The organism is Acinetobacter sp. 24-47-39, from assembly GCF_056783825.1.
In genome coordinates, this window is sequence record NZ_JBWYIP010000011.1 from 99,585 (window position 1) to 124,662 (window position 25,078).

The 25,078-nt window shown below is 38.1% G+C and carries 24 protein-coding genes and 1 pseudogene; 14 read left to right on the forward strand and 11 right to left on the reverse strand.

The genetic code is table 11. The features are described 5' to 3' along the window. Positions 1-14 precede the first annotated feature (14 nt). The 4 genes from cpaA to dnaX all read left to right on the forward strand — a co-directional run bounded on the left by cpaA (position 15) and on the right by dnaX (position 5,169). Positions 15-1,784 carry a metalloendopeptidase CpaA gene (gene cpaA, locus AC1M9C_RS11080; RefSeq protein WP_481953689.1) on the forward strand — a complete coding sequence of 590 codons (1,770 nt, stop codon included), beginning with the start codon at positions 15-17 and terminating at the stop codon, positions 1,782-1,784. Between the two features lie 3 nt (positions 1,785-1,787). Then, positions 1,788-2,405 (forward strand): metalloprotease secretion chaperone CpaB, encoded by a 618-nt coding sequence (gene cpaB, locus AC1M9C_RS11085; RefSeq protein WP_051586535.1) that lies wholly within the window; start codon positions 1,788-1,790, stop codon positions 2,403-2,405. Between the two features lie 60 nt (positions 2,406-2,465). Then, positions 2,466-2,924, forward strand: coding sequence for a copper resistance protein NlpE N-terminal domain-containing protein (locus AC1M9C_RS11090; protein ID WP_481953690.1), 459 nt, complete (start codon positions 2,466-2,468; stop codon positions 2,922-2,924). Between the two features lie 118 nt (positions 2,925-3,042). Beyond that, positions 3,043-5,169, forward strand: a complete 2,127-nt coding sequence (gene dnaX, locus AC1M9C_RS11095) for a DNA polymerase III subunit gamma/tau (RefSeq protein ID WP_481953691.1) — start codon at positions 3,043-3,045, stop codon at positions 5,167-5,169. Here the strand turns inward: dnaX and AC1M9C_RS11100 are convergent. Then, positions 5,166-5,608: pseudogene (locus tag AC1M9C_RS11100) on the reverse strand (acyl-CoA thioesterase). The gene dnaX and the pseudogene AC1M9C_RS11100 sit on opposite strands and share 4 nt — an antisense overlap. 36 nt (positions 5,609-5,644) lie before the next feature. Next, positions 5,645-6,805 carry an iron-containing alcohol dehydrogenase gene (locus tag AC1M9C_RS11105; RefSeq protein WP_481953692.1) on the reverse strand — a complete coding sequence of 387 codons (1,161 nt, stop codon included), beginning with the start codon at positions 6,803-6,805 and terminating at the stop codon, positions 5,645-5,647. A 113-nt stretch (positions 6,806-6,918) separates the two neighbouring features. On the opposite strand from AC1M9C_RS11105, the gene AC1M9C_RS11110 reads away from it, so the two are divergent. From AC1M9C_RS11110 to AC1M9C_RS11125, 4 genes are read left to right on the forward strand one after another with little or no spacing between them, the layout of a single operon-like run. Further along, on the forward strand, positions 6,919-7,440 hold the full coding sequence (locus AC1M9C_RS11110; protein ID WP_481953693.1) for a low molecular weight protein-tyrosine-phosphatase: 522 nt from the start codon (positions 6,919-6,921) through the stop codon (positions 7,438-7,440). A 12-nt stretch (positions 7,441-7,452) separates the two neighbouring features. Beyond that, positions 7,453-8,487, forward strand: coding sequence for a UDP-N-acetylmuramate dehydrogenase (murB, locus tag AC1M9C_RS11115; protein ID WP_481953707.1), 1,035 nt, complete (start codon positions 7,453-7,455; stop codon positions 8,485-8,487). Between the two features lie 10 nt (positions 8,488-8,497). Next, the gene (locus AC1M9C_RS11120) at positions 8,498-9,628 is read left to right on the forward strand and encodes a YdcF family protein (protein ID WP_481953694.1); all 1,131 of its coding nucleotides are present in this window, start codon (positions 8,498-8,500) and stop codon (positions 9,626-9,628) included. Then, positions 9,628-10,656 carry an alpha/beta hydrolase gene (locus AC1M9C_RS11125; RefSeq protein ID WP_035266046.1) on the forward strand — a complete coding sequence of 343 codons (1,029 nt, stop codon included), beginning with the start codon at positions 9,628-9,630 and terminating at the stop codon, positions 10,654-10,656. The genes AC1M9C_RS11120 and AC1M9C_RS11125 overlap by 1 nt, the downstream gene beginning before the upstream one ends. Before the next feature lie 36 nt (positions 10,657-10,692). Here AC1M9C_RS11125 and AC1M9C_RS11130 read toward each other — a convergent pair whose 3' ends face one another. The 5 genes from AC1M9C_RS11130 to AC1M9C_RS11150 all read right to left on the reverse strand — a co-directional run bounded on the left by AC1M9C_RS11130 (position 10,693) and on the right by AC1M9C_RS11150 (position 15,818). Continuing rightward, positions 10,693-12,363: an FMN-binding glutamate synthase family protein gene (locus AC1M9C_RS11130; RefSeq protein ID WP_481953695.1), complete on the reverse strand. Its 1,671-nt coding sequence runs from the start codon at positions 12,361-12,363 to the stop codon at positions 10,693-10,695. A 110-nt stretch (positions 12,364-12,473) separates the two neighbouring features. Further along, complete coding sequence (locus AC1M9C_RS11135; protein ID WP_481953696.1) at positions 12,474-13,640, reverse strand: ribosomal protein uL16 3-hydroxylase; 1,167 nt, start codon at positions 13,638-13,640, stop codon at positions 12,474-12,476. Positions 13,641-13,849: 209 nt separating this feature from the next. Continuing rightward, on the reverse strand, positions 13,850-14,470 hold the full coding sequence (locus tag AC1M9C_RS11140; protein WP_481953697.1) for an NUDIX hydrolase: 621 nt from the start codon (positions 14,468-14,470) through the stop codon (positions 13,850-13,852). 353 nt (positions 14,471-14,823) lie between these two features. Then, entirely contained in the window at positions 14,824-15,435 is a 612-nt protein-coding gene (locus AC1M9C_RS11145) for a Maf family protein (protein ID WP_481953698.1), read from the reverse strand. Then, complete coding sequence (locus AC1M9C_RS11150) at positions 15,435-15,818, reverse strand: DUF2237 family protein (protein ID WP_035269188.1); 384 nt, start codon at positions 15,816-15,818, stop codon at positions 15,435-15,437. The genes AC1M9C_RS11145 and AC1M9C_RS11150 overlap by 1 nt, the downstream gene beginning before the upstream one ends. A gap of 138 nt (positions 15,819-15,956) precedes the next feature. On the opposite strand from AC1M9C_RS11150, the gene AC1M9C_RS11155 reads away from it, so the two are divergent. From AC1M9C_RS11155 to AC1M9C_RS11170, 4 genes are all read left to right on the forward strand, one after another. Continuing rightward, positions 15,957-17,144 carry a phosphoglycerate kinase gene (locus AC1M9C_RS11155; protein WP_481953699.1) on the forward strand — a complete coding sequence of 396 codons (1,188 nt, stop codon included), beginning with the start codon at positions 15,957-15,959 and terminating at the stop codon, positions 17,142-17,144. A 120-nt stretch (positions 17,145-17,264) separates the two neighbouring features. Beyond that, positions 17,265-17,513, forward strand: a complete 249-nt coding sequence (locus AC1M9C_RS11160) for a hypothetical protein (protein ID WP_035269170.1) — start codon at positions 17,265-17,267, stop codon at positions 17,511-17,513. 132 nt (positions 17,514-17,645) lie between these two features. After that, positions 17,646-18,683, forward strand: a complete 1,038-nt coding sequence (gene fba / locus AC1M9C_RS11165) for a class II fructose-bisphosphate aldolase (RefSeq protein ID WP_035269168.1) — start codon at positions 17,646-17,648, stop codon at positions 18,681-18,683. A 78-nt stretch (positions 18,684-18,761) separates the two neighbouring features. After that, positions 18,762-19,610 (forward strand): EamA family transporter, encoded by an 849-nt coding sequence (locus AC1M9C_RS11170; RefSeq protein ID WP_481953700.1) that lies wholly within the window; start codon positions 18,762-18,764, stop codon positions 19,608-19,610. A gap of 23 nt (positions 19,611-19,633) precedes the next feature. Here the strand turns inward: AC1M9C_RS11170 and AC1M9C_RS11175 are convergent, their stop codons facing one another. Then, positions 19,634-20,287, reverse strand: coding sequence for an A1S_1983 family putative colistin resistance protein (locus tag AC1M9C_RS11175; RefSeq protein ID WP_035269186.1), 654 nt, complete (start codon positions 20,285-20,287; stop codon positions 19,634-19,636). Between the two features lie 98 nt (positions 20,288-20,385). Between AC1M9C_RS11175 and ispF the strand changes: the two genes are divergently transcribed. After that, the gene (gene ispF, locus AC1M9C_RS11180) at positions 20,386-20,871 is read left to right on the forward strand and encodes a 2-C-methyl-D-erythritol 2,4-cyclodiphosphate synthase (protein WP_035269158.1); all 486 of its coding nucleotides are present in this window, start codon (positions 20,386-20,388) and stop codon (positions 20,869-20,871) included. A gap of 10 nt (positions 20,872-20,881) precedes the next feature. On the opposite strand, the gene AC1M9C_RS11185 is transcribed toward ispF, so the two are convergent. The 3 genes from AC1M9C_RS11185 to AC1M9C_RS11195 all read right to left on the reverse strand — a co-directional run bounded on the left by AC1M9C_RS11185 (position 20,882) and on the right by AC1M9C_RS11195 (position 23,684). Further along, positions 20,882-21,406 (reverse strand): protein-tyrosine phosphatase family protein, encoded by a 525-nt coding sequence (locus AC1M9C_RS11185; RefSeq protein ID WP_180000437.1) that lies wholly within the window; start codon positions 21,404-21,406, stop codon positions 20,882-20,884. Between the two features lie 48 nt (positions 21,407-21,454). After that, a complete protein-coding gene (locus AC1M9C_RS11190) occupies positions 21,455-22,546 on the reverse strand; it encodes a 3-deoxy-7-phosphoheptulonate synthase (RefSeq protein ID WP_051586615.1) in 1,092 nt (363 codons plus the stop codon). A gap of 262 nt (positions 22,547-22,808) precedes the next feature. Continuing rightward, a complete protein-coding gene (locus tag AC1M9C_RS11195; protein WP_481953701.1) occupies positions 22,809-23,684 on the reverse strand; it encodes a sulfite exporter TauE/SafE family protein in 876 nt (291 codons plus the stop codon). A 186-nt stretch (positions 23,685-23,870) separates the two neighbouring features. On the opposite strand from AC1M9C_RS11195, the gene lpxB reads away from it, so the two are divergent. Next, a complete protein-coding gene (lpxB, locus tag AC1M9C_RS11200; RefSeq protein ID WP_035269182.1) occupies positions 23,871-25,040 on the forward strand; it encodes a lipid-A-disaccharide synthase in 1,170 nt (389 codons plus the stop codon). The last annotated feature ends 38 nt before the right edge of the window (positions 25,041-25,078 follow it).

The following is a 25,078-nucleotide window of genomic DNA, read 5'->3' on the forward strand; positions in this document are numbered from 1 at the left end:
CAAATAGTGACATGATGAATAAAAAAATTACCTTTTTACTAATGGGTTGTTTGATGAGTGGTGTTGTGGCAAGTACAGTACTTACACCAAACCAAAATCAGCAAAGCGGTCAGATTCCGAGCGGTTATGCTGAATTAGAATTTAAATTGGGTGATGGAAATTGGACGAAGCAAATCTATCTGCCAAACAATCCAAAAAATAATGACAAGATTAGAATTTCTTCGACGGCGGGATATGCTGCATATCTAGATACTTCCAATATAGATATTCCACTTGAATCAATTCAAATCAATAGAGGAAACACATTCGACTTTATTTATAGTGAATCTTTAAAAAAATGGCGAATCAACAGTACACCTAGTGCCATTGTCGATAATTCAAGTGTACAAAATATTGTATCTAATCAACAAATAATACAGCGAGTTCATCTAAGAGATGGCGCTTGGGTAAAGAAAATAGTCTTGCCGAGTGATGTGGCTAACAATACGGTGATGTTGATTGAATCTGATGCAGGCAGGGATTCATCAATTGATACAACAAATCTTCTTTTTTCGAGTAATTTTAATTTAAAAAAAGGAGATCGCTATTGGTTTGTATTTAATCAAAGACTAAAAAAATGGGTGCCTGAATATATTCAGCCGAGACAACTAAATGTTAGTTCAGTGGGTACTCAGTTAAATAAAACCGATAGCCCTTTAACTGAAATTATTTTTGGTGATGGAAACTGGGTGTCACAATTCACATTACCAAGTTCAGCATATGACCGTGATCGTGTGATCGTGAAGTCGACTGCAACATGGGAAGCTACTATTTCAAATCAGAATATCAATACCTCAGCAACTTTAAAACTAAATAGAGGTGATCGATATGAATTTATGTTTGTAAAAGAATTAGTGAAGTGGATTTTAGTTTCTGCACCAGAACGTGTGATACAAGCGAAAGATTTAAATAATCAAAAAGTTCCTGATCCTAAACAACCAGTGACACGTGTTAAGTTGGCAAATGGAAATTGGCAATCAGTAATTAATTTACCTGATCGTGCTCAAATCAATGACAAGATAATCATAAGTTCTGGAGCGGCGTGGAGCAGCACAATTCAGGCATCCAATAATTTACGACAAACGATTCAAACTGGTGAAACACAACGTTTTGTCTATACATCTCAAGGATGGCAAGCTGATAGTTCAACGATTGACATGCTTTTGGTGAGTAGTCCTGCTGTTGCAGAGAAATTAGGTGCAAATGCAGCGAAAATTAGATTGATTGAAGGCTTTGACCTAACCAATGTGTCTGCAGAGAATTCAAATGCCAAGTTCTATCTGCGAAATGTTGGTTATCTGCAATATAAAACACCAGGTTCTAAAACATTAAACAATGTCCTTGATATTGGTCGTGTGGACAAAGTTATTCAGAATGAGCGTAATCGCTTAAAAGCTGATGCTGTATATTATGAAGGTGATGAAGAGGGCTGTGGTTTAGCTTACTTACTTGAAAACCCTAACTCAAATTATATGATCGGTAGTGGAAGTATTAACTGCGGAATCACGGTTTTACGTCATGAATTCGGTCATAATATGGGGGTGGATCATCATGATACCGCTGGACCAGCACGTGGTTTGGAGCATCCTTTGGGTAGTACGATTATGGGAGGTAATAGTATCTCTTATTTCTCAAGCCCAGATTTATTCCATCCAAAGTATGGATACCAATTAGGGGGTACGAATGATCGTGATGCTGTCACTATGATTAATAAAAATGCTAAAGCAGTGTCGCTATTCAAATAATTTATGAAAGTAATTTATATTTTATTGGGTGTAGCAGTTTTTGTGACTGCTACATTTACGTTATATCTAAAACCCGAAAAAGACAAATCATCTGCAAGCTTACAGCAGCATCAAGTTGAAAATGAACTGGGTCAAAATGTTAATGCTCATGACGAACGCCTTAAAAATAAGAATGAGTCATCGAGTTCTCATCTGATGCCTGAGCTTATGCCTGTACTAGAACAAAATATTGAACGGCATATGATTCTTCCAGAAAGTTTTCAGCATCGGGCTGACACGGGTTATTTATTTAAGTTTAGCCCTGATCAAGTGGCGAGCATGAAAGAGGGCAGTAAATTTCCCTTGAAACTTTTGCAATTTGGTATCAATCGTGTGGCCGAAATTACTGAGATTGAACAAGTTGAGGATGGAATTGTGAGATATAAGGGGCAATTTGAGGATTATCCTGCTGATCTAAACTATTTTACGATTACTCAAAGTATTGAAGATCAATATGCAATTATTAAAGTTTATACAGATAAAGGGTCATATTTTGCTGAAGTAATTAAAGGGATTGGACTCGCTTACCCTGATCAAGTTTTACATGATGATGGAGTTCACGTGCACCAACATACGCATTGATTCATATGCAGACTTGAGATATGGTAATTTTCACAAAATTGTTAAAATTGATTTGTGATTATGCGCCGTAGTACTGTCATCCCATTCGTTTTGATCTCGTCGATTCATATGGCTTCTTGCGATCAGCCCACGCAATCAAATCAACTCTTGAAACAGAATGATTCAATAAAAAATCAAGTAACACCTCAATATATTGGTTTGTATCAAGGTACTACGCCATGTATGGGGTGTTTTTCGCGTTGTGAGGATTGTCCTGGTATGGCTGTTGATTTACAACTTAACGCAGACCAAACGTATGTATTATCACGATTAAGTCTAAGTGGTCATAACCAAGCAGAAGAAATAAAAGGTCAGTTTAAATTCATTAATACTGAGAAGTCTGTGATTCAATTAAGCGGTGTCCCAACCAGAAATATCATTCTTGTCGATTTGGTCAACAAAATGCTAGAAATTCGTATCGATGGGACTGGTGAGGAATACGAAAATTTTGATGATTTTAGTTTGAATTTAACAGGTTAAATTTTTCCAAGAAAAAAGACTTGGGTTTAAATTGTTTTTTGAATGTATGAATGATCTGTAACGCATTCACTCTTGCCAAAAAAAACAGTATGCTTAGTCCTGTAATTAGGGAGCATTCATGTATCAGGTTCTTGCGCGTAAATATCGTCCACGTAATTTTTTAGAATTGGTTGGTCAAAACCATGTGTCGCGTGCATTAACCAGTGCTTTAGAGCGTGGTCGGCTGCATCATGCTTATCTTTTTACGGGGACGCGTGGCGTTGGTAAAACGACGATTGCAAGGATTCTTGCTAAATGTCTGAACTGTGAAACAGGTGTAACATCTACACCGTGTGAAGTATGTCCAACGTGTACCGCAGTCAATGAAGGTCGATTTATAGACTTAATTGAAATTGACGCAGCATCCCGAACCAAAGTTGAGGATACACGAGAATTATTGGATAACGTACCTTATGCACCAACGCAAGGTCGTTTTAAAGTGTATCTCATTGATGAAGTACACATGCTGTCCACACATTCATTCAATGCTTTACTCAAGACACTTGAAGAACCGCCTGAACATGTCAAATTTTTATTTGCGACGACAGATCCTCAAAAACTTCCAATTACGGTTATTTCGCGTTGTTTGCAATTTACTTTACGCCCATTGGCGGTTGATGAAATCACTTCACATCTCACACAAATTTTAACTAAAGAATCAATTAATGCGGAAGCTGATGCGATTTGGCAGATCGCTGAGTCAGCACAAGGTTCTTTACGTGATGCACTGTCGCTAACAGATCAAGCAATTGCATATGGGCAAGGTGCGATTCACCACCAAGATGTGAAAGAAATGCTGGGTTTGATTGATCGCACGATTATTTTCGACCTTATTTTGGCGATACATCAAAATCAACGTGCTAAAGTCAGTGCTTTATTACTCCAATTCCGTCAACAAGCACTTGATGTTTCTTTGGTGTTGGATCAACTCATTTCAACTTTACATGAGTTGGCTTTACTCCAATATTTACCAGACTTGAGTTTAAAATATAGTGCTGAGATTAATCAGAAAATTATGCAGCTTTCGAGCATGATTTCGGCTCAGGATCTACAATTGTATTATCAAATCGCATGTAAAGGTCGTGCTGAATTACAAATTGCAGTGACTCAAGAGCAAGGCTTTGAAATGTGTGTGCTCAGGTTGTTGGCATTCCGCCCGATGGCGAATAATGAGCAGCTGACCACTCAAGCACCTCCAGAAGAATCAAATGTCTTAAAAGAAGCTGAAAATTTCAATCAGATTTCGACAGAGAATTCAGAATCTATACTGGCTGATCATCAAGAAGCAGGATCGAAAATCAGTTCGCCTGAGAATAATACGAGTTCGATTCAGCCTAGTCGTGATGTAAATGATGAGGAAAATACGGATCTAATCTTGTTTCAGCAGATGATGGCATCTGATGATGAAGCTGTTCCTACGGAGTCAGTTCATCCTGAAAAATCTGAATCTGAAAGCTTGCATTCAACAGAATTAAATCATGCGGATGATGTCGATCAGTCTGTATCTGTTGAGGTGAAACAAGAAAATTTAAACAACTCTGTGGTAGGGAGTGGGGAGATTGAGCTGACTTCATTTGGAGCAAGCTTTAATTCAGAACCTGTTGAATCTTCTATTGTTGATCAAGACAATATTTTCTTTTTAGAGCCTAAGCCAAATGAACATTCTGCTGAAAGCGCTGAATTGTCAGTTCAAGTAGAAGGATCATCGAATGGCACTCATTTCCCAAGTCTAGATCTACTTGATGAGAATAAAATTGTTGTCACAGATGTTGGCTTAAAAGGTTTAATGCCTCAAGATATTCTTAAACTTGAGCCTGTCGAATTGGTAGGTGAATGGGATACTCAAAAGTGGGAATACTGGTTCAGAAATAGTCCATTAACACCTGCGGTACAAGAATTAGCACAACAAGGTCTTATGCAAGGTCAAATTGATGGGACATGTGAATTCTATATCCCTGCAAAATACGAAGCTTTATTGCACTCGCTCATTCCGAGTTTAGAAACAGCACTCAAGCAATCATTTTCAAAATCTCAATTAATCGTAAAATACAACGAACCAAACGGTGAAACGCCTTTCGATCTTCAGGAAAAGCGTAAGCAAAAGGCATATCGACGTGCTGAAGAATTGATTCATCAAGAACCCGTCGTGGAAGACTTGTTAAAAACTTTCGGCGGTGAGCTACATAATATTCAGCTTAAGTCTTAAGTTGATTTTGTCATAAACGTAGTTAAGACTTCGCGTATTGAGTTTGGTAATTCAACACTTTGACGAGAGTGACGGTCGACAAATACATGCACAAAATAACCTTGAGCAGCAGGCTCTGATTGATTTTGCTTAAATATTGAAATGCTATACGTCACTGAAGATCGTCCAATCTTTTCGATAGCGACAGCAACATCAATCACTTCGGGGTAGGATAGTTCAGAAAAATATATACATTTTGATTCAACAACGAGTCCAATGATAGGCGAAGTTTTAAAGTCAAATTGTGCGTGTTGAGTAAGTGCGCATTTGCGGCGGTGTCAAAGTAGCTGTAATAAGTGACGTTATTGACATGCCCATACACGTCATTATCAGCCCAACGGGATTGGATGGAAACAAAGAATTGATAGTCTGCTCTAGTTTTTTTTGAAATAGTTGTCATATTTTATTCAGAAAGTTGATTAAAGATTTGAGTCATTTAATGATAAATTGCTTGATAGATGCTTAAAGCATCAGCATAGCTTAGAGCTCTAGGATTGTTTTGTAAGAGGCGCGTTTGTTGCATCGCATCATTAGCTAACATCTCTAAATCTGATTCTTGTACACCTAGCTCATTGAGCTTTAAACTCAGCCCACTCTGGCTAACATGCCTTTCCATATGATCGATAAATAAATCACATAACCCATCAGTATTGCCTTTGCTATAAGGGTCAATCCATTGCATGAGTTCAGCATAGTATTTCTTCGCTTGAGGTGCATTGAATTTCAGTGTTTCAACAAGCACGATTGCATTGGTATGACCATGCGATAAGTGATAATGCCCACCCAAAGGATAGGCAAGCGCATGAACAGCTCCAACAGGTGCATTTGCAAATGCCTGTCCAGCCAACATAGAACCTAAGAGCATTTTTTGGCGCGCTTCTAGGTTTTGGGGTTGCTCTAGAACAAGTTTTAAATTTTGATTCAATAAATCCAATGCTTGTTTAGCGAGTAAATCAGAATAGAAATTTTTCTTTAGTTTTGAGGTGTAGGCTTCAATTGCATGCACCATTGCATCAATTCCTGTTGCTGCAGTGATGTGAGCCGGAAGACCTTGAGTAAAAGTTGCATCTAAAATGGCAGTATCCGCATACAGAACGGGTGAAACAATTCCTGTTTTTGTTGTTTTGCCTGTAGTGACAATAGAGATTGGTGTAACTTCAGAACCCGTACCTGCAGTTGTAGGCACTAAGATGAGTGGTAATCGTGGCGATTGAGCTTGATTGACGCCATATAACTCAGAAATCGTTTGGGTTTGATTGGGGTGTGAAAGTACGGCAATAACTTTTGCCACGTCTAAGGAGCTACCACCGCCAAAACCAATGACTGCATCAATGTGTAAACGTTTTGCTTCATCTACTGCATTTAAGATGACTTCCTCAGGAGGTTCTGCAACGACATCGGAAAAAATACTGAACTCAGTCCCAGTAGCGTTGAAAATGTGAAGAATAGGTTGGTGGAGGTGATGATCAATCATCCCTTGATCTGTGACGAGAAGAACTTTATTAAATCGATGTTGTTTTAAAATTGAGCCAAGCTGTTGAATACTCCCTAAACCAGAAATAATATTCCCGACAGTTTGAAATTGAAATTGGCTCATCACACATCCTTTTTGCGCTTTAAATAAGATTATTGTTTTACAGTTCTATAGGATTCACTCCTTAAATAACTTAACATATGCACTGCGAAAGTATATGTATTTTTGAGGCGAAGATGACGACGAAAATGCCATACAAAATTTTATGTGTATGTTTAGGAAATATTTGTCGTTCCCCAACAGCAGAAGTGGTAATGAAACACTTTGCTGATTTAGAAAAATTAAATATTCAAGTTGATTCAGCTGGAACCAGTAACTACCACCCAAACAAAGCGCCTGATCATCGAAGTCAAAAACACGCATTGAAACGAGGATATGATTTATCTTCATTACGTGCGAGACAGATTCGTATTGAAGACTTTAAGGAATTTGATTTAATCTTGGCAATGGATCATGAAAATCTAGTCAATATTCAGAAACTGCAAGCTGAAGCAGCGCAAAAATTTCAAAACCATGAACTGCGAGCAAAAATAGAGCTCATGAGTGCCAAGGATCCTTCATATTTAAATCAACCCGTACCAGATCCTTACTATGGTGGAGATGATGGCTTTGAGTTGGTCTTAGATCAATGTGAGTCGAACAGTAAAGCATGGATTAGTTACTTAAAACCAATGTTGCAGCAGTCAAACGTTGAGTAAGATAAAAATATGATTGATATTCAAACCAATATACAACTCCAGTCTTTCAATACGTTGAATTTAAATGCTGTTGCATCTCATTATTGTATTGTTCGATCTCTTCAAGATTTGCGTGAAGCAATTGAATTTGCTGAGCAAGATCAATTAAACATGATGATACTTTCAGGGGGGAGTAATATGTTGCTCCCTGAGCATCTAGATGCTTTAGTTGTTCAATTACATTTAGATGATCTTGTCCTGCTTGCTGAAGATGATACCAATGTAACAATTCGAGTGGGTGCTGGACGTCTTTGGCATGAGTTCGTGCTATGGACAACAGAGCAAGGTTTCTATGGATTGCAAAATCTCGCATTGATTCCAGGGTGGGTGGGTGCTGCACCTGTTCAGAACATTGGTGCCTATGGCGTTGAAGTCGGTGAATTTATTGAATTTGTAGAGGCTTTTGATCGTACTAAAAATGAAATCGTTCAAATCCAAGCGAGTGATTGTCATTTTTCATATCGACACAGCATTTTTAAAGATCACCCTGAGCGGTTTGTTATTACTGCGGTCATCTTTAAATTACTTAAACAGCCACAACTCAAAATGAATTATGGAGATTTAAAAGCTGCGATGGGCGATGACATTACGCCATATAATTTACAGCAACAAGTGATCAAAATTCGTCAAAGTAAACTTCCAGATCCTGCAGAATATCCAAATGCAGGGAGCTTTTTTAAAAATCCGATTTTAATTAAAACGAAATTTGAGGAAGTTTTACAACTTCATCCCACGATTCCACACTATCCTCAAGCGGATGGTTCTGTAAAAGTTGCAGCTGGTTGGTTGATTGACCAATCAGGCTGGAAAGGAAAAAAATTAGGAAAAGTGGGAATGTTTGATCGACAGGCTTTAGTTTTAGTCAATTACGCTGATGCATCTCTTACAGATGTGCAAGCAACCTATCGCTCTGTGCAGCAAGATGTGTTAAATAAGTTTGGTATTTTATTAGAACCTGAGCCTGTTTTGTTCGATCAAAAAGGTTCTATTCAATCTCATTTGGTTTAAAAAGGACAGTATGTCTAGAAAACATTGGATGGTGACAACGGTGCGTATGATGGCGATCATATTCGCACTTTTGGGCTGTCTCATGGTTTTCTGGTATACACCATTTTATTCAGCACTTGTTGTGAAATCACTTCACGCATTTGTCCCTATCAAAGTTGACGAAATTGCGGCCAAGAGCCAGCAAATGGCAGCGTTAACTGATAAGGAGGATTTGGAGCCTGGTTCAAGGCTGTGGATTGCAAGACAAGCTTATCTCAAACTTATTGAAGAACAATTGAATGATCAAGGGGCTGAACAGCTTGCTGAAATTCAAACTCGCTATGTTTTATTAAAACAAAAAATTAAAGATGAATTGCTTATAGATGCAAATACAAAGAATGAAACTAGAGAGGATGTTGTCTTCGCAATTGATCAGCCTGATTTAGCCAGTGATGTTGCCATAAGCCAAACTGATTCAACAAACTCATCCATCAATGAAGAAAAAAATCAGCGCTTGGCTTTAATGGAAAAATATGAATTTTTCCTTAGAAATCATCCCTTAGAAGAAGACGAGGTTCAAACATTAGATCCGCAAATCTACAAAGATATCGCGTTGATTCAAAATGAAAATAAAACTTTATCAAATCAACAGGATAAACCTTATGCGATAGTAGTGTTGGGTGGTGGGTTGACGCTAGGGGATAATAAAATTGATATCGTAGTTAATGATTATACACGCTCTAGACTAGAAAAAACACTTGAGATTGAGAAGCAAACGGATTTACCTATTGTGTTGAGTGGTGTTGAAGCACCGTACATGCAAGCTTGGCTAGCATCGCGTGGCGTAGAAGCGAATCTATTAGAGCAACGCAGCATGAATACCTGTGAGAATACACGCTTTAGTTCATTATTATTACAAAAAAAAGGAGGAGCGCCGACAGTGATTCTGATTACCGATCGTTATCATATGACACGTACACGACGTCTTTTTGCTTTGAACGGTATTAAGACAATTCCTGTTGAAGCGCCCATGCCTACAATGCTGACAACATGGCGTCCTAGCCAATTAAACTACGATCACAGTCGTCGTGCAAATTATGAATTACTTGCCACGATCAGAGATGTAATGTTTGGCTCTAGCGGTTGTCGGGAGGTGCCATAATGTCTGATATTCCATTTCTGAATCCAAATGTGTTGAAACAACTCGATTTACCCATTCCGAATCGAGAACAAACACCATTAAGGTTGGAACCTTTAAACTTAAATCGGCCTTATTCTCCTTCGAAAGAGATTCAAGCTTATCGTCATCTTTACGCACTTGATCGTCTTGAAGCGAATTATTGGCAGGGTTATATCAAAATGCCTTTGTTCAAACTTCATGTGCAGGTGTATCAACCTCGCATAGAGCAGGTGAAAGGTACTGTATTCTTATTGCATGGCTATTTGGAACACAGTGGGATTTACCAACCAATTATTGGTGAATTGCTGGATCAAGGGTTTAGTGTTTTAACTTATGACTTGCCTGGACATGGGTTAAGTGATGGGAATGCTGCCAGCATTCAGAACTTTGATCATTATCAGCAAGTACTCCATGCGGTTCACCAATATGTAAAACAAGCTGATCAATTGCCTAAACCATGGCTAGGTATCGGACAGAGTACTGGTGGTGCAATTTGGATGCATCATTTGTTGGAGTTTGCTGAACAACGTAAAAATCCAATTGTAGAACGCGTATTGCTCTTGTCGCCGTTAGTCAGACCTGCAAAAACAGCATGGTGGCATAATCCAGTAGGCTTAGGCATCATTCGCCGTATCAAACGTGAAGTTCCAAGACATTTTAAGCGCAATAATCACAACCCTGAATTTTTAAGATTTGTACGTCTAAAAGATCCATTACAACCGCGTATGATGGGGATGGATTGGATATTAGCAATGTCAAAGTGGATGTTGGAAATGGAAAATCGACCTGCATGCCGAATTCCAGTATGGCTCGCTCAAGGTGCCCAAGATCAAACCGTAGACTGGCGTTATAATATCGAATTTATTCGCAGAAAGTTTCGCCTCCAGACCTTGCTTATGCTAGAGGAGGGATCTCATCAGTTGATCAATGAGCGTGCGGATATACGGGCAGCATTAACGGGTCTAATCCCAGCGTTCTTGCATGCTCAAAGTCATAAAGGATACTTTTAAAATAAAGGTGCTGATTTCAGCACCTTTTTGATGAAACTAGAATTTGCTGGCATCTGCCAAATTCCACATTCTGAAATAGAAATTTTCTTCGTCTTTATCTTTACAGTTCAATAGTTGACCCGATTCTAACCAAAAATGTAATTGAGCATAATTTTTGATTTCACGATCATTTATACGTTGCGCGAGATGATGAGCTTTAATTTCACTCGGATGATTTAAACCTGCAGCTGCTATCATTTCCGCTAGTGCATGTAATGTATTTTTGTGGAAATTATAAACACGTTCTGCTTTAGTTGGTACATGGACTGCTTTTTGGCGCTCAGCATCTTGTGTTGCTACCCCAACTGGACACTGATTGGTATGGCAACTTTGAGCTTGGATACAACCGACAGCAAACATAAATCCACGAGCTGAATTCACCCAATCTGCACCCAAGGCAAAGGTACTTGCAATATCAAAAGCACTGATGATTTTACCACTTGCACCAATTTTTACTTTATCTCTTAATCCAGCACCTATTAAGGTATTGTGTGCAAACAACAGGGCTTCACGCAGTGGTGTTCCGATATTATCGCTAAATTCAATCGGTGCAGCACCGGTTCCACCTTCTGATCCATCTACGACGATAAAATCAGGAACAATATTGGTTTCAAGCATCGCTTTGACAATACTCATAAATTGCCAAGGCTGTCCGATACATAATTTGAATCCAACAGGTTTACCACCTGATAGTTCACGTAACTTTTGAATAAAATGCATCATTTCAATCGGTGTATTAAAGCTAGGGTGGCTTGGCGGGGAAATACAATCGCGATCACGAGGAACACCACGAATTTTCGAAATTTCTTCTGTAATCTTATGTTTGGGTAAAATACCGCCGTGACCTGGTTTTGCACCTTGAGACAGTTTTAGCTCAATCATTTTGATATTGGGATGTTTGGCTTGAGCTTTAAATTTTTCAGGATCAAATAGACCTTCTTCAGTTCGACAACCAAAATATCCACTGGCGATTTGCCAAACAATATCTCCATTATTTTCAAGATGGTAGGGGCTTAGGCTTCCTTCGCCAGTATCATGATAGAACTGACCCATGTGGGCACCGAGATTAAGTGCGCGTATTGCATTAGCACTTAAACTCCCAAAACTCATTGCTGAGATATTCATGATTGATGCACTATAAGGTTGAGCGCACTGATCATTACCCACTTTAATACGGAAGGTGCTGGTATCAGCTGGGAGTTTCGGTGCAAGAGAGTGAGTAATGAAACGATAGTCATCTTGATATACATCAATAATTGAACCAAAAGGCTTATCAGCATTTTCATTCTTTGCACGCTGATAAACTAAGCTACGTTGCATTCTTGAAAAGGGTAAAGCGTCTTGGTCTGATTCAATAAAATATTGACGAATTTCGGGTCTGAAATCTTCAAATAAGAAGCGAAAATGCCCCATGATTGGGTAGTTCTTTAAAATCGAATGTTTATTTTGAAGTACATCATATAGGCCTAACACACTGAGTAAACTGGTCAGTAGCCAAATAATATTAATGACACTGTCGGATAGAAAATAATAAATATAATGGGGACTGTAAAATAGCCTAAGCCACGTAATACTCAGGGCGATGATAATACATGCGAACCATACAGAATGTCTTGAAAAAAAAGTGTTCAGTAATTTATGTCTTATTGCTTGAGCAGGACTTGCCATTTTTATTTTCCATCGTTCTTTACTGTAATTACCTTACGAACTTCTATGGAATCAGACAAGTAGTGAATTGTTAGCTTACAGATGTAAGCTAACAATTTATATTTATGGGTTTAGTTTTCTTCCGAAGGAAGCAACATAATGATCGAACTATTCAAGAGTTCAGCGAGATCTTCAAGAATATTTTGATCATATAAACTTTCATCTAAAGCGATCATTTCACCATCAGCGATACGTTTTAAATGAGGTTTAAATTCTTCGGAGATACATAAGTGCTCTCCATTTGCCCAAAAGTTAAGTTCTTCATTGAACTTGCTATAAAGCAAACGTGAAGCAGGTTCGATTTTTAATAAATAACCTTCTTCAAGTGCTTCTTCTAAATCACCTGTTCCAATTTCATCATTTTCTGGAATATTGTTAGGATAACCAGGTTGCGAAGCGAGACACATGATGGCTTCATTAAGCATCTCTGGATTTTGCAGTTGAGCTAAAAGTTGTTCGCGCAGATAACTAAGCTCATGATCAGTAATTTCGCCGACAGCAGTGCTGACAGAGCGTGTGATATCTAATAATGGTTTTTTCAGTTGCTCTTGTTCTGAGAAAGAATCACCAAGACTATCCATCATGTCTGAGATATTTGGCATGCGGAAACCGAAAGAATAGGTTAAGCACTCATCTTCCGCTACGCCATAATGTGAAAGACCTGGTGGGACGTATAGTAAATCTCCTGGCGCCAAAACTTCATCAAAATGAACTTCCATTTCTTGCAAAAGTTTTAAAGGCTGACCTGCAACGAGTGCTGTCTGTTCATCACACATTTGTCCTAATTGCCAACGGCGATGTCCGTAACCTTGAACTAAAAATACATCATAAAAATCGAAGTGTTTACCGACAGAACCACCTTGTGGTGCGTAAGACACCATAATATCTTCACGACGCCATTGAGGAATAAAAGGAAATTTTTTCCATAATTCAGCAAGATCAAACGAATAGTGATCGACCGCTTGAACGAGCAGTGTCCATAATTTTGGCATTTTTTGGAAGTCTGCTTTGAGTAGTGGTGATGACTTCACATTCCATTGGTTAGGGTCGCGATCTTTTTGTTTGATTAAACGCGCAGTCACGTTTTCATCGAGTGCAAGCTCCATAACATCATTGGGTTCAAGTAAACCCACAATTTCAGGAACTGCATTACGTACGAGGAGAGGTTTTTTTTGCCAATATTCCGTAAGGAATTGTTCAGCGGTAATACCGCCGAGAACGTCTAAAGTTTGGGACATAATAAGGACTACAATTTAGTTTGGCTTATTGTCCCTTGAACAATGCAAGTTCCGCAAGTGACACGGCTTTAAAATCAGTGATTTTGTTTTTAGATAGTTATATAAAAGGATATATTAAAAAATTAGTCATGGTTGTTTTTAATAAATCAGAAATTTCCACGTTGGGATTATTATTTCATTTCGTATAACGCCCATTATGTTAAATAGAATTAATCAAAGTAAGTTTTCTCTGGTAACTCTTCTAGATAATCGAAGAATTGTTGTATTTGTTCTTCTGTAACTCGTGCTGTAGATATAGGAGGCAGTTCATCTCTTCCAAAAAAACCTACTTCTGAAGTTTCAATACTGGGTGCTAATTCACCACCTACAATCTCACACCAAAAAAATGCTTTATAAACGTGGAGAAACATTGGGGGGTGAGGATGCTTTCTTCGGTCTGTTAGAGCTAACAGTTTAACTGCTTTAACTTCTAACCCGGTTTCTTCTAAAACTTCTTTTTCAGCATTTTCTGCTGCTGAGAATCCTACATCAGCCCATCCTCCGGGAATGGACCATAAACCATCTTGAGTTTCTTTAGCCAATAAAATTTTCTTTTCTTTAAAAACTACTGCACGTACATCCACTTTTGGCGTAGCGTAACCGACATCCTGAAGAACATTAGGAATAAAGTCTTTAGTATCAATTTCTTTTAGTTCAATTAAATTTTTAACATGTTCAAGCAATTGCTCATATCTTTCTTTGTCATAAACATCTTTTGAATAGTGCAAACCTGATTGTGCTAACCCAGTAATCTGATTTAGAGTTTCAATCCATTCAACAGAATCTTTCATTTCGTTTTTTCAATCTCGATGAGCAAAAGAATAAGTGTAGCACTATTCAATTTAGCTAAAATTAACATAATACACCTTATACGAAATACTCTTTTTTATTCTATTTAAATCAAATTTTTATTGTTTGTTAAAAAACCCAACTGTACTTAGTTGGGGTTTTTGATGATTTATCACGTTTCACGATTACTTATTGATCACTTTCTGCAGCTTTGTGTAGATAAATTCATTTAGCTCAGCTGTAATTATTTGAGCTAAAAAATAGGCTATCCGTGTCATTCAACAGTTGCCAATAACAAATAATTCCAAAAAAACCGAGTTATTTAAATCGGTCTTATTTATTAATAAGCAAAGTATCATGGTACTAGAATTTTCAATTCACGTAAAATTTTACATAATTGAATCATCGGCATACCCATTAAAGTTGTTTGATCCTGCCCAATCATTTCTTCAAATAAGCTAATGCCTAAACTTTCACATTTGAAACTTCCAGCACACTGTAAAGGTTGTTCAAGTGCGACATAACGCTGAATTTCTTCCGGATTTAAATGTCTAAATTTGACCTTATAATGTTCAACAATGGTTTCTTCAAACCTAGATGAGGCATGTTGAACACTCAATGCAGTACTAAAATAAACAATTTTTCCTGAATTTGCTTGAAGCTGTTTGATTGCTTTTTCAGTAGATAAAGGTTTTCCAATAAATATATCAGGTGCGCCTTCACGCCAAGCTACCTGATCAGAACCAATAACGATCGCATCTGGATATTTCTCAGCAAAAAATTTTGCTTTTTCATAAGCGAGTCGATAGGCAAGATCATCGGCATGGCTTTCCCCACGCGGAGTTTCATCGATATCGGGTGATATTTGTTCAAAATCGATATGTAATCGATTAAGTAGTTCCTTACGTGTCTGACTGCCTGAAGCTAAAATAATTCTTGCTGACGTTGAAGCAACATGATGATTCATTACACTGAGAATTCCATTAAAATATCGATCGGGACATAAGCAAGTACTGATTGATGACATGCCTGAAGTTTTAAATTCGGTGCCATATCATTCTGATAAGCTTCAACCCAGCGCGTCACACAAATACACCAGAAATCACCAGGTTTTAAACCAGGAAAACCAACTTCGGGTAGTGGTGTTGTCAAATCATTCCCAATTCGTTGCGAGAAACTTAAGAATTCTGACGTCATTTCGGCACAGACTGTATGTTGACCTAAATCAGAAGGCGCAGTGTGGCAAAAACCATTTCTGAAATATCCTGTGATAGGATCAAAACAACAACTGGCGAGCGGTTCGCCGAAAACATTTAAACGATTAATACTTGGATCTGGATGGATAGACATAGTAACACTTTGTGGTTCGACTCCATCTATCATAATCAAATCTAAAGATTTCTACAGCTTTTCTGAAATTTTACTCACCTTTTTTAGCATAATCATTTAGAATCTATGCGGTTTTGATATCTATAAAGTGAGCTATACATGAACTTTCAGCGTATGACTGACCTCGATTTAGCAGGTAAACGTGTTCTGATCCGTGAAGACTTAAACGTTCCTGTTAAAAATGGTGTGATTACGAGTGATGCACGTTTACGCGCTGCATTACCAACAATTAAAGCCGCTCTTGAAAAAGGCGCAGCAGTAATGGTTTATTCTCACCTTGGTCGTCCAGTTGAAGGTGAGCCTAAAGCTGAACAATCACTTGCACCCGTTGCTGCCTACTTAACTGAAGCATTGGGTCAAGAAGTTAAATTACTCACTGAATATTTGGATGGTATTGAAGTTGCACCAGGCCAAGTTGTGTTACTTGAAAACTGTCGCTTTAACACAGGCGAAAAGAAAAATAATCCAGAGTTGGCAGCAAAATATGCAGCACTTTGTGATGTGTTTGTGATGGATGCATTTGGTACTGCACATCGTGCAGAAGCATCGACAGAAGGTGTGGCTCGTCTTGCTAAAGTTGCAGCAGCAGGTCCATTACTTGCCGCTGAATTGGATGCACTTGGTCGTGCACTTCAGACGCCTGAAAAACCAATGGTTGCTATTGTAGCGGGTTCAAAAGTATCGACTAAACTGGATGTTTTAACATCGTTATCAGATATTTGTGATCAGCTCATTGTCGGTGGTGGTATAGCGAATACATTCTTAGCAGCTGCAGGCTATAACGTTGGTAAATCACTTTGTGAAAATGACTTAATCGATACAGCTAAAGCAATTGCTGCAAAAGTATCGGTTCCATTGCCAACAGATGTTGTTGTTGCTGACGCATCAGAAATTAACTTTGATGACTTCCTTGGCTCATTAGCGGCAGCAAAAGCCGTAGTGAAAAAAGTTGAAGATGTTGCTGACAATGACATGATTCTTGATGTTGGTCCAGAAACAGCTCAAGCATTTGCTGAAATTTTAAAAACTTCAAAAACAATTCTTTGGAATGGTCCAGTAGGCGTATTTGAGGTTGATCAATTTGGTGAAGGCACGAAAGCGCTATCTTTAGCGATTGCAGAATCTGAAGGTTTCTCTATCGCAGGTGGTGGTGATACTTTAGCTGCGATTGATAAGTATGAAGTGGCTGACAAAATTGGTTATATCTCAACAGGTGGTGGTGCTTTCCTTGAATTTGTAGAAGGCAAGACATTACCAGCAGTCGCGGTTCTACTAGAACGCGCTTAATTGGATTTGAGAAAAAAGACCTTCTAAGAAGGTCTTTTTTTATGACTAATTTTCGTCATGAAAATGAAATAATTTTGAAATATTATGATCATAATCTGATTTATCATGCGGAATAACATCATGAAATTACAATTAGGCGTAATTGCGCTATTGGCTGCTACTCTTGCAATGACGGCTTGTTCTAAACAAGAAAGTGCACCAGCTGCAGATCAAACATCAACATCAGAAGTTGCTGTTGAAGCATCAGATATTAGTGCTGAACAACAAGCGGCTATCGATGCTATTGATCAGCCATTACAAGATGAAAATAATACTGATGTTCCTGAAGAAGTTGCAAATGCACCTGCTGATCAAGCAACGGCGGAGTGATTTTCTACTTCAATAAGTATTAAATTGAAAATCTCCCTGCAATTGCAGGGATTTTTTATGAAATACTGTCAATTGTTGCTGAATTGAAACACAGGTCAGGTTAGAATATGGAGCATTACCTGGGAGGAAATTATGGCTCTTATTTCAATGCGCCAGCTCTTGGATCACGCCGCAGAACATAGTTACGGCGTACCAGCGTTTAACGTAAACAACTTAGAACAAATGCGCGCGATTATGTTAGCCGCAGATGAAACAAATTCACCTGTTATTGTTCAAGCATCTGCTGGTGCTCGTAAATATGCTGGTGCTCCATTCCTACGCCATCTTATTTTGGCGGCAATCGAAGAATGGCCACACATTCCAGTTGTGATGCACCAAGACCATGGTACTGATCCTGACGTTTGCCAACGCTCAATCCAATTGGGCTTTTCATCTGTAATGATGGATGGTTCATTAGGTGCAGATGGTAAAACACCAACAACTTATGATTACAACGTAGATGTAACTCGTCGTGTTGTTCAAATGGCACATGCGTGTGGTGTATCTGTAGAAGGTGAGATTGGTTGCCTAGGTAGCCTTGAAACTGGTTTGGCTGGTGAAGAGGATGGTGTTGGCGCTGAAGGTGTTCTAGATCATTCACAACTCCTTACTTCGGTTGAAGAGGCGACTCAATTTGTCGCTGATACTAACGTTGATGCGTTAGCAATTGCAGTTGGTACTTCACACGGCGCTTATAAATTTACGCGTCCACCTACAGGTGATATTTTAGCGATCGATCGTATTAAAGAGATCCACGCTGCACTTCCAAATACTCATCTTGTAATGCATGGTTCAAGTTCAGTTCCACAAGAATGGTTAGCGATTATTAACCAATACGGTGGTGACATCAAAGAAACTTACGGTGTTCCTGTTGAGCAGTTGGTTGAAGCAATTAAACACGGTGTACGTAAAATCAATATCGACACTGACTTACGTTTAGCTTCAACAGGTGCTATGCGTCGTATGATGGCTGAAAAACCAAGCGAATTTGATCCACGTAAATTCTTTGCTCAAACTGTTGAAGCAATGAAGCAAATCTGTGTAGATCGTTATACTGCATTTGGTACAGCAGGTCATGCTGACAAGATTCGTCCAATTTCTTTAGAGAAAATGGTAGATCGTTATAAATAATTAATAAAATTATTTATAATTTTAAAAAGCCCACTATCACTGTGGGCTTTTTCTTGAATAAAAAAACAAGAGCGAATTATGGAACTGATTTTTTCAGCAGCTTTGTGCAGCGTACTAGTATCGATTTTATTGAAGTTTAGTAAATCTCGTGGATTTGATGTCATGCAAATGATTGCATGGAATTATGCCATCGCGACGATACTCTGTTTTTTTTGGTTTAAGCCAGACCTCAATCAAATATCATTAACCTCCACACCTTGGTGGCTTATTGGGTTGTTGGGGATAGCATTACCTTCAATATTCTTGCTGCTTTCCAAATCACTTGATCAAGCTGGAATTATCAGAACTGAAATCGCGCAAAGATTATCCGTTGTTCTTTCATTGTTGGCAGCCTATTTTCTTTTCCAAGAAAAATTTAGCACCCTGAAATTGATTGGTATTGCATTGGGTTTGGGTGCAATTGTTTTGATCATTTTTTCTAAAACATCGACACCAACATTGCAAACAAAAAAAGCAGGAATGTATTTGCTCGCAGTTTGGCTTGGCTATGCACTCGTAGATGTTCTGTTAAAATACAGTACAAGTTTAGGATTAAAATTTGCAGTCAGTTTAAACTTGATGTTTGTGTTTGCTTTCATTATTTCCATGGGATATTTGTCCCTACGTCAAACATCATCGACATTGCAAAATTTTCTTGCTGGACTAAGTTTAGGTGTATTGAATTTTGCCAATATTGCACTTTATGTGAAAGCACATATGTTGTTAAAGGATTCACCCGCAATTGTATTCGCTGGCATGAATATTCTAGTCGTAGTGTTAGGTGTGATCGCAGGTATATTAGTTTTTAAAGAAAAAATAACGTTAAAAAATAGCTTGGGGATTCTGTTAGCGATCACAGGAGTGTTGTGTTTAGCATTCGCTATTTAACTGTGAATTTGCATACATTCTGTTTAATCATATAGTCGATAGATTCCACTAAAGCGCTCACAGCCTGTTTGCTCAGTTGAGACAATTAGTAATGATTTTTGATATTTGAGTTTGTACTGACAATCATGCTCATTATCAATAATTTCGTGTTTGCTTTGAGTGGTCGTATAAGCCAATAACGGAATCGTTTGAGTTTCTAGGCGATTGTTAGGGCTACGATAAGCAATACCTTCAATTTTGACGCGATCCTTGCTTAATTGATGAATCTTAAGGTGTACAGGTTGCGTTGCAATTTTACCTTGTTCAAACTTGATGTAATGCTGAGTAAGCGTTTGATTCATCGACATGTAAAAGTTTAAATCATCAATGCGTTGATTGATTTGTAATGACACACAATTTTTATTTTTACACTGTTGCAGTCGATTCAGCCAAAGCTGTTGTGTATCTTGAATTAATCGAGTTGGTGCATCAGTAACTAAGTAGGATGTTAAAAAGCGTTCATTCAATTCATCTCTCAAAGATGAAAAATCAGCAGCACAAATCATGGAATTTTTAAAACTTGATTGCGGCTTATCACATTGAATAAGTTGTGCCTGTGCGACAGAAACACTGCTTAATCCAATGAAAAAGATAGAAATTAAAGGTTTCATCCAACTTGATACGCTTTTTGACAACATCATCGCTTATACTTTCAAATGTTTGCGCATCTACTATAGCGAACAAGAATCAAAGAATACAAGATTTCATTTTCAAAAACTGTGTAAAGGAGTTCAATGTGAGCTTAGCTATTCGTATAGGTCAAGGTATTGATGTTCATGCTTTTGAGGAAGGCGATTATGTCACATTGGCTGGTATTCGTATTCCGCATACACATGGTTTGAAAGCACACTCTGATGGAGATGTAGTTTTACATGCACTTTGTGATGCATTTTTGGGTGCTTTAGCGCTCGGTGATATTGGACAGCACTTTCCAGATACTGATGAACAGTTCAAAGGCGCGGACAGTAAGGTTTTATTAAAGCATGTTTATCAGTTGATATTGGATCGTGGTTATCAACTGAATAATGCGGATATTACAGTGGCTTGTGAGCGTCCAAAATTAGCGAAACATAATTTAGATATGCGTCAAAGTATTGCAGATGTACTTGATGTGGATATCAATCAGATTAGTATTAAAGCCACCACCACTGAAAAATTAGGATTTACTGGTCGTCAGGAAGGAATCCTGTCTACAGCGACCGTATTAATTAGTCATCAATGAGCAATTTTGATCATTCAAAGTTTTGCGCTTTCATCAAAGAGGCTTGCAGTTCTTGAGTAGCTTTACGTCCTTGCAACTGTAAGCCGACCGCGTGCATTAACCCAGTCCAAGTGTTGTTGGGTTCCCATACTTGGTGTAATAGCTCATGTGCAGTAGGTAAATCCATATTCATATAATGTAGTCGGTACAGATAGATTAATGAACTACATTGATGATTTTCGGTGCAATGTATCCAGACCATTTTCTCTTTAACGAGATGGTCGATCAGATCGAGCACAAATAAACATTGATCGTCATGTGGAAATTCTGGATCAATAGGGACTTGGATGTAGTTAAGACCAATTTCAGCACTCAAGCGATCTTCATGATTTAAGTTCGGTGTAGCATCATTAAAAGCGAGATTAATGATGGTATCGATACCATAAGCTTTAATCGATTTAAGTTGTTCTTCGTTTGGCTGACCTGAGCTAAACAAATGCTCATGAACAAATTGAAAATGGGGGATTGAGCTTAGTTCTTTTTCGAGTTGATCCATGATTTAACCTTATAAAAAAACGCCATCGTGTGATGGCGTTTTATCTGATTAACGTTGTGGTAGAACGTCTTTCAAAGCTGCATCCATTTCCAACAGAACTTTTTCAGTTGTTTCCCAATCGATGCATCCATCTGTAACAGACTTACCATACTCTAAATCGCAAAGATTTGCAGGAATATCTTGGCGGCCACCTTTTAAATGACTTTCAACCATAATACCTACGATCGATTTATTGCCATCTAAAATTTGTTCAGTGATATTTTTTAGAACCAATGGCTGAAGGTATGGGTCTTTATTAGAATTGGCATGACTCGCATCAATCATGATCTTGTTGCTTACTTTTGCTTTCGCTAATGCATTTTCAGCTTCAGCTACAGAACCAGCATCATAATTCGGTTTGCCATTACCACCTCGTAACACGACATGGGCATATTGGTTACCTTTAGTACGAATGACTGAAACTTGACCTTGGTCATTTAAGCCAAGGAAACTATGACCATGTTTTACAGATTGCATCGCATTGGTTGCAACAGTGAGACCGCCATCCGTACCATTTTTAAAGCCAACTGGAGATGATAAACCTGAAGACATCTCTCGGTGTGTTTGGCTCTCTGTTGTACGTGCACCGATTGCTGACCAAGAAATTAAGTCTTGGTAGTACTGTGGAGAGTTTGGATCAAGCGCTTCAGTTGCGCATGGCAGACCTTTCTCATTGAGTTCAAGCAATAATTTACGACCTAAACGTAAACCTTTTTCAATGTTGAAAGAGTCATTCATGTCAGGGTCATTAATTAAGCCTTTCCAACCCACTGTTGTACGAGGCTTCTCGAAATACACGCGCATGATGATATAAAGCGTGTCTTTCACTTTTTCGCTTAAAACTTTTAAACGATCAGCATAATCATGAGCTGCTGCAGGATCGTGAATAGAGCACGGTCCAATGACTACGAATAAACGTTTGTCGTTGCCATCTAAGATATTACGTACAGTTTCACGACCTTTTAGGACTGTTTGGTATGCATTATCAGTTAACGGTAATTCTGTTTTTAATTCAGCAGGAGTAACAAGAGGCTGAATGCTTTGTACATTCACGTCATCAATGTCGTTTTGGGTGATAGAATTTGACTGTAAAGTATTCATTGCCGTCACTGGTTCGTTTTTACAAGAAAATGTTCAATCTATTGAATATAGCATGATTCAGTAGATCATTTGTTATCAAAAAGTTGAATGGATTTAATAAAAAAAAGTAATGAAATTGTCTTTTTGGTATTAATCAGAGTTTCTACTTGTATTGTATAGAATGATTTAATTTTTGAAAATTATTAAATTGAATAAATCATTTAATTTCACCTCAGTGAAATATACAGCTTCACTGAGGTTATAGTTTGAACATGGTATTAAATTAAGAATAAGCTTGAGTTGATGTTTCAATAACTGCCTTAGGCGCGGTCACAGGTTTTGCTTTGACTGGATTAAGCATGAAGTTAACACCAATGGCAAATAAGGTGATGCCCAGTACCTTACGAATAATTTTTTCTGGTAAATGGGAGCTCACCAACGTACCAACGATGATTGCAGGAATCGATCCGACTAAAAGCCACATTAATAAATTGAAATCCACATTACCTGAATTCATATGCCCCATACCTGCAACGAGCGTCAGTAAAACTGCATGGACAACGTCAGAACCAATAATTCTAATCATAGGTAAATTAGGGAACATGATGATCAGCGCCATAATGCCGAATGCACCCGCGCCAACTGAAGATAAGGTCACAAAAATACCCAGTACAATGCCCATTAAAGCTATATATAAACGCTTCTGCTTTAATTTTTCTTGAGTTAATTCAACTTCCTGTTCAGTAACTTCTTTGGAAAATTTTTTGAAGAATTTTTCTACCTGTGTACGGAATACAATTGAAATACCAGTAATGGTCAGCATAAAGCCTAAGACCATCGTGAGAATGGCTTTGTAATGTGTGGATTGACTCAAATAGTTGTCTAAAACCCAAGTTGTGGCTAAAGAGGCTGGAATACTTCCGATCGCGAGCCAAATGACGATAGGCCAAACAATATTAAGTTTTTTTGCATGTACAAAAGAGCCGCAAAACTTAGAAATCGCGGCATAAAGTAGATCTGTACCAATCGCAATATGTGGTTCAATTTTAAATAAACCAATTAAGATAGGAGTCATAAGTGAGCCGCCACCTACGCCAGTAACCCCTACACAGAATCCAACTAAAACACCTGCTAAAATATATTCAATAGAACCGTACATCGTTTATGCTACTTATCAGAAAACCGGCATATCTTATGATTTTTGAATATAAGCTGTTGTCTTGATTATTCATTTACTTATTCAAAAATAAGATAAAGCATTACTAAGTTAAGATATTTCAAGAACTCAATCTGTTATGAGATGCTTATGTTAAGATACTTGTAGAGCATGAAAGAGGATATTCATTTGCAAAATCGAAAACTCAAAATTGGCATTGTGGTTGGTGAAGTTTCAGGTGATACCTTAGGCGCCAAATTAATACGTCGTTTTCGAGAGCAGGGAATTGATGCTGAATTTGAAGGAATTGGCGGTCCTCAAATGATTGCAGAGGGTTTTAAAAGCTATTATGCGATGGATATTCTATCGGTGATGGGAATTGTTGAAGTATTAAAAGATATTAAAAAACTTTTTGCGGTTCGAGATGGCTTGGTTGATCAATGGACTAAACAACCTGTTGATATTTTTATAGGGATAGATGCACCAGATTTTAACTTACGCTTAGCAAAAAAAATAAAGCAAAAATCGTTGCCAATTAAGACTGTTCAATATGTGAGTCCTTCAGTTTGGGCATGGCGTCAAGGTCGTGTTCATGGGATTAAAGCCACAATTGACTTGGTACTTTGTCTATTCCCATTCGAAAAAACTTTTTATGATCGATTTAATGTGCCAGCGGTATTCGTTGGACATCCTCTCGCTAATCAACTACCGTTGGAAAATCCTATACTCGATGCAAAGCAGGCGCTTGGTTTAAATCCTGCACAAAAACATATCGCGTTACTGCCTGGAAGTCGTCGTGGTGAAATTGATAAGTTAGGGCCGCTTGTATTAGATGCAGCGAAGATTGTCCATGAAAAATATCCCGAGTATCAATTTTTAATTCCAGCCATCAATGATGCTCGTAAACAACAAATTGAGCAGATCCTAATAGGCTATCCAGATACGCTTAAACATAATATTAAGTTAATGGAAAATATTGACGCGGAATCTAAAATAGGTCGGATGGTCATGGATGCTAGTGATATAGTGGCGTTGGCATCGGGTACTGCAACACTTGAGGCGATGTTATTGCATCGTCCTATGGTGACTTTTTATAAATTAAACAGTTTGACCTACTGGATTGCGAAACTTTTAGTGAAGATTCCTTATTATTCTTTACCTAATATTATTGCAGGTAAAAAAGTAATTCAGGAGTTAATCCAGAATGATGCAACTCCAGAAAACTTAGCACATGAGATTGAGTTGTTGATGAATATCGAAAACTCAAAAATACAATCTATGCAATTGTTGACGATGCACAAGCAACTATTGTCGGATCAAAATGAAGATCCAGTGCACGCAATTCTATCTATCCTTTAAAAAAAAGCCTCAGTATGAGGCTTTTTTTTGATTTTGCA